This window comes from Anaerolineales bacterium (genome assembly GCA_037382465.1).
Taxonomy (GTDB): Bacteria; Chloroflexota; Anaerolineae; order Anaerolineales; family E44-bin32; genus WVZH01.
In genome coordinates, this window is record JARRPX010000007.1 from 40,343 (window position 1) to 46,400 (window position 6,058).

The window sequence follows — 6,058 nt, forward strand, 5'->3', positions numbered from 1 at the left end:
TCGCAATACGTACCGCAGATTCGTGCCCAGCCTCATCGCATCGCGGAGCATCAACCTCTGCGCAGTTTCGTTCCGCAACTGCGGCAGTAGTTATCTTCCGCATTCGCTGGAGTCCCACAATAATGGCAGAACCTGCGTTCCCCTTCGGCGCTTGCGGATCGTGATTCACCTTTCGATTTGCGGCGATTTCGGCGTCGTGGAGTACCACTCTCAACACCCTGCCGCAGGCGTACCCACAAGATCGCGCCCAGTACGAGCATCAAAACGCCAAATCCACCAATCACGTACGGCAGCCAGGTGCTTATGTCCGGCGTACCTCCACTCGTTTCCTCGGGCCGGACAATCAGCGCCGGATTGGTGAGCTGCCCACTCGGATTGCTGTAAGAGACATCCACCCGAAAGCCTTCGTCGGAATTCAGGGCGCCAACATCGATGATGTGATACAGGATGCCGTCCTCCTCGACAACATCCGTCGCACCCGAGACGCTCATTGACTCCGCCACCTTCGGCTGCTGCACCCTGAAGCGCAGCGATTCGATATCAAAACCCCCCGGCCACTGAAACGAATAGCTTCGTTCACTGCCATCCAGCGTAAGCGCATCGTAATATTCGATCCAAACCCCGGGCACGTCGATTTGTACGGTAATCGTGCTCCATTCGTCCCCCTCGATCCGGTCCCATTGGACTTGATCGTTCGGTCCGGATACCGGATCCCATTTTGCGACGGCCGAGGGCTCCCCCACACGCGTCGGAATGGGAAGCTCGACGGTCGTCGGCAGGGGAACGTCGTCCGCCAACTGCATGCGCATGATGACGAGCATCTCGGATCGATCGTACTCCGGCCACAAGGCGATCTCGAGGCTTTTCACGCGGGGTGCTACCTGTGCCATCGTCGAGAGCGGCACGAGACACAAGGCAATGAACAGGAACACGCGCAAGAAAATTCGTTCAATTTTTCGGAATCGATGATTGGCCTCAGACATATTAAAGTCCTGCAATCCGTATCCCAGCCAGACCGTGGCCTGCGACACGCATCATCTACTCACTCCTCGGTTCAATTCTCTAAAAGCCGGGCGTTTGCCCGTTAGATGCAAGGGATACAGTCAATGGAAAGCGTACACGCAACATGTATATTATTAACACACGCACCACATTATGTCAATTTTGACCCACTTTCCGCACTTTGCCGAGAACGTTTCGGTGAATCTCTCCTTCGAAAATGCTTAACCGTCAATACCTGCCGTGATCTCTGACCGAGCGTGTATAATGATATCCATGAATTCTACCCAACTTAAACCGCCAATGCTTGTCGCCGACGCCGATTCGCTGCACTCTATGGTCAAATCCCTTTCCGCACAACCTCTCGTTGCCGTAGATACCGAATCGAACAGCATGTACGTCTATAGGGAACGAGTGTGTCTCATTCAGTTCTCTATACCGGAAATCGACTTTCTGGTCGATCCTTTTGCTTTTTCGGGGCTGAGCGAACTGGGGCCCGTATTCAGCAATCCGAAAATTGAAAAAATATTCCACAGTGCAGAATACGACATAATGTGTTTGAAACGAGATTTCGGATTCACTTTTCACAATTTGTTCGACACTCGCATCGCCAGCCGTACGCTGGGCGGGAAACGCAGCGGACTGCGCGATCTGATTGCGGCGGAATTCAAGGTGGAAATCGATAAGCGCTACCAGCGGTCCAACTGGGGGAGAAGACCTCTTCCGGATAAATGGCTCGATTACGCCCGCCTGGATACGTACTACCTCATCCCTCTGCGCCATCGTTTATATTCCGCGCTCCAAGAAGCTGGGCGCCTGGAAGAGGCACTGGAAGCATCCGAATACATTACCCGCATTCAACCCCACGAAAACGGCTTTGATCCCAATGGATTCTGGCGGATCCGCAATGCGCGCGATCTATCGCCACGACAATTGGCGCTGCTCCGCCGCCTTTACATCCTTCGAGATTCGCAGGCCAGGCGTATGGATCGACCGGCCTTCAAGGTGATGGGAGATCGGACGCTTCACGATCTGGCCGCTGCCGCCCCCGATCGAATCAAGAATTTGAACGACATCCACGGCATGACGGCCGGGCAAATCCGCCGCTTCGGGGAAGGTATCCTCGAAGCCCTGCGTCTCGGACAAGAAGACCCGCTTCCGCATCGCCCAAGAGGCAACCACACCGACGACGAGGTCCTCGCCAGGTATGAAGCGCTGCACGAATGGCGCAAACGTACAGCCCGATCTCACAAAGTCGATTCGGACATCATCCTGCCGCGTGAGATATTGATGGACATTGCCAAATCTGCACCACGCAGCCTCAAAGCGCTGCACAGCGTGATGTCGCCCCTGACCTGGCGCGCAAATCGATATGGGGAAATGATCCTGCGTGTCCTATGGGAGCACGACGATTCCACCGAATGAGGCCATTATGAAAATAACATTCCACGGCGCTGCGCAAACGGTTACCGGTTCACGACACCTGATCAGCCTCAACAAGCATAGATTGCTGCTGGATTGCGGACTGTATCAAGGCCATCGTAAAGACACTTACGAACGGAATCTCAATTTCCCGTTCGCTCCCCGGAAGATCGATTCTGTCGTTCTCTCCCACGCTCACATCGATCACTGTGGCAATTTACCCAACCTGGTCCGCCAGGGCTACGAAGGTCCGATCAACGCCACGCAGGCAACGATCCACCTCACCGACATCATGACCCGCGATGCCGGCCACATTCAAGAGGCGGACGTCGAATATATAAACAGGAAACGAGAACGCCGCGGAGATCCACCGGTCGAACCGCTCTACACCGTTGCCGATGCCGAGCAAGCCACGCAGTACCTCACGCCTGAAGCATACGATACACCCTTCGAACCGGTGCCCGGCGCGCGGGCGACCCTGGTGGAGGCAGGACACATTCTCGGATCGGCCGGGATCATTCTCGATTTAGAAGAAAACCACCACGCCGTTCGCTTGATGTTTTCCGGAGACATCGGCCGCTTCAACCTGCCCATCTTGCGCGACCCCGTGCTGCCGCCCGAGGACCTCGACTACCTGATCATGGAATGCACTTACGGCAGCCGTTCGCACGACCCGCCGCAGCAGGCATACGAAAAGCTGCGCGATACCGTCACGCGCACCGTCCATCGAGACGGCAAGATCATCATCCCCGCATTCGCCGTCGGCCGGACGCAAACGCTGGTTTATTACCTGCACCGCATGATCAGCGAAGGTGACATCCCCCGCGTACCGGTGTTCGTCGACAGCCCGCTCGCCATCAACGTGACCGACATCACCCGCGCCCATCCCGAATGCTTCGACAAGCAGATTCTGGAATTCATGCGGAAGGATGCCCACGGTTCGGCGTTCGGCTTCGATCTTCTCAGCTACACGCGGTCCGTGGAGGAGAGCAAGGAAATCAACAAGCTCGAGGGACCCGCAGTGATCATCTCGGCTTCCGGCATGGCCGAAGTGGGACGCATCCTGCATCACTTGCGCAACAACATCGAAGACCCCCGCAACACCGTACTCATCACTTCCTGGATGGCGCCTCACACGCTCGGGCGGAGACTGGTCGAAGGGGTGAAGAGAGTAAAAATCTTCGGAGATACCTACTCGGTCAACGCGGAAGTGGTCACCATCAACGGACTCTCTGCACACGCCGGAAAAGAACTCCTGCTGGAATATGCTTTACAGGCAAAGAACAACTTGAAAGGTATTTTTCTGGTGCACGGCGAGCCGGAATCCGCCGCCGCACTGATGGAAAAAATAAAGGAGCAAGGCTTCGATAAAGTGCAGTATCCCGAATTGGGGACGGAAGTGGAAATCTAGACCGGCCCGCGCTATAATCGCATCACGGTACGGGGAGAGGTGCCGGAGTGGTTGAACGGGGCGGTCTCGAAAACCGTTGTGGTCCTTTCGGGCCACCGTGGGTTCGAATCCCACCCTCTCCGCCTGATAGAAAAAATTCGGAGTCGAGATGACTCCGAATTTTTATATTTTCCCGCGCAGGAGCGATTCCTCGCACGGGTCATGCCCACCTACTGCGGCAGCATGGCCGGCACCTAGCTCGGGATTTCGAGCGCCTCCAGCCGTTCCAAACTTGCTTTCAGGACGTCGAACCCGCCCTGCCAGAAAGATTCCGAGCGAACGTCGAATCCCGCCTGGGTCAGAATTTGCTCCGGCGACCTCGAGCCGCCTGCCGCAAGCAGCTCGAGATAGCCGGATTTGAATGCATCACCCTGCTCCAGGAAACGTTGGTAGAGCGAGAGCACGAGCAGCTGGCCGAAGGAATAGGCATACACATAAAAAGGCGCGAAGTAAAAATGCGGGATCGCAACCCACTCCACGCGGAAATCCTCACTCAACTCGAGCGAATCGCCAAATTGATCCTTCAGATTCTCCAGGTACAGCGCCGAAAGCTCATCGACCCTCGCCCCTTGCGCAATTTGCTCGTGCGCCCGGCGTTCGAACAGGGCGAAGTACGCCTGGCGCATGATCGTGGCATAGGCGTCGTCCATCTGACGGAAAAGCAGGTCGCGCTGCACTTCCTCGTCGGGATCCATGGAAAGCAGTTTGTCGATCAACAACATTTCGCCGAAGGTCGAGGCCGTCTCTGCGAGCGGCAGCGAGGAGTGCTGCGTGAGTGCGGTGTGATGGTTCGCCAATAAAGAATGGACGGCATGCCCCAGCTCGTGCGCCATCGTGGCGATGTTTTCCGGTTTTCCTTGATACGATTGCAGCACCCACGGCGTGAGGGCGGGGGTTACGGTGGCACAAAACGCTCCGCTGCGTTTTCCCTTTCGCACTTCGCTGTCGTAATGCCTTTCGTCTAAGACTTTCTGTGCCAATTCCGCCACACGCGGGTCGAATTCCGCGAAGCTGTCCAGCACCATATCTACGGCCTGGTTGAAGTCATAGGTCTTTTCGGTCTTGACGACCGGCGCATAGATGTCATAGCGGCGCAGTTTCTGCATGCCGATCCACTTCGCCTTCAATCTGAAGAAGCGGTGGAACAAAGGCACATTTTTCTGGCACACCTCGAGCAGTGTGTCCACGACTTCGTCGGGAACGTCGTTGGCGATGTTGCGAATGGAAATCGGTGAGGCGTAACCGCGCAAATCCATCCCCTCACTGCGCCAATCACGGGCGATGAATTGATAGATCTGGCCCAGGATGACCGCGTCACGATCGTATACTTCATTGAAAACACGATACGAAGCCTCCCGCAGATCCGCTTCCGGGCTGCGTGCATAAACCGCCAGTTCACCCCGCGTGAGTTCTTTTACCTCTCCATCGACCTCCAACGGAAACGTATAGCGGTTGGTGATCGACTGATACAGCGTGACCAGCGCCTGCGGCCCGTTGACGTCCTTGATGTTGATGACTTTTTCCTCGGGTTCCGTCAATGTGTAAGGCTTTTTCAACCGCAGCGCTTCCAGCCAGTAACGGTAATCGCCGGAGACATCCAACAGCCGCTGCGCATCGACGTCCTCCAGTCCCTTCCACCATAGGGTGAAGAACATCATGCGGTTGTCCACGTCCGCAGATAGCTGCTGCATCTGCGCCTGAAAGGTCTGGGCCGCCTGGTCCTGTGTGTCTTCCGAAAAACGCAAGGATCCGTAGGCGCCCAGACGGGAAAGCACCCGAACCGCTTTTTCATAGTCCTCGAGGATCGATAGAAAAAGTCGATCCTCCAACTCCGGACTCAGCTTTTCTCGATACCCCTCGAAGCTGCTCAAAATCGTTTCGAGCTCCTGACGGGATTGCTCCACCTCGGGTGAATCCAGCGATTCGAATAAATCCGCCAGACTCCAGCGCTCCTGCTTATACGTTTTCGAACTCATCCTACGCTCCTCGTGAAACGACATGATTGATGACCGGACATCTACTATTGTATCGGCGTGGCAGGTGAATGTCCTTCGATTTCGGGTACATTCCTCTAAACATTGAATCGAACATAGATTACATCTCCGTCCTCAACGATGTAATCCTTTCCTTCCAGACGCAATTTTCCCTCGGCCCTCGCAGGCGCCAAACCGCCCAGTTCGATCAACG

General features: G+C 55.7%; 4 protein-coding genes and 1 tRNA gene. 3 read left to right on the plus strand and 2 right to left on the minus strand.

Features of this window, described 5'->3' with window-relative positions; genetic code table 11:
* Positions 1-50 precede the first annotated feature (50 nt).
* Positions 51-1,031: a zinc ribbon domain-containing protein gene (locus P8Z34_03715; GenBank protein MEJ2549774.1), complete on the minus strand. Its 981-nt coding sequence runs from the start codon at positions 1,029-1,031 to the stop codon at positions 51-53.
* Between the two features lie 244 nt (positions 1,032-1,275).
* Between P8Z34_03715 and P8Z34_03720 the strand changes: the two genes are divergently transcribed.
* The 3 genes from P8Z34_03720 (at position 1,276) to P8Z34_03730 (ending at position 3,954) form a co-directional block, all read left to right on the plus strand.
* On the plus strand, positions 1,276-2,424 hold the full coding sequence (locus P8Z34_03720) for an HRDC domain-containing protein (GenBank protein ID MEJ2549775.1): 1,149 nt from the start codon (positions 1,276-1,278) through the stop codon (positions 2,422-2,424).
* A gap of 7 nt (positions 2,425-2,431) precedes the next feature.
* Entirely contained in the window at positions 2,432-3,832 is a 1,401-nt protein-coding gene (locus P8Z34_03725) for an MBL fold metallo-hydrolase (protein MEJ2549776.1), read from the plus strand.
* Between the two features lie 33 nt (positions 3,833-3,865).
* Positions 3,866-3,954, plus strand: a tRNA-Ser gene (locus tag P8Z34_03730).
* A 111-nt stretch (positions 3,955-4,065) separates the two neighbouring features.
* Here the strand turns inward: P8Z34_03730 and P8Z34_03735 are convergent.
* Positions 4,066-5,847: a M3 family oligoendopeptidase gene (locus P8Z34_03735; GenBank protein ID MEJ2549777.1), complete on the minus strand. Its 1,782-nt coding sequence runs from the start codon at positions 5,845-5,847 to the stop codon at positions 4,066-4,068.
* Positions 5,848-6,058: the final 211 nt, after the last annotated feature.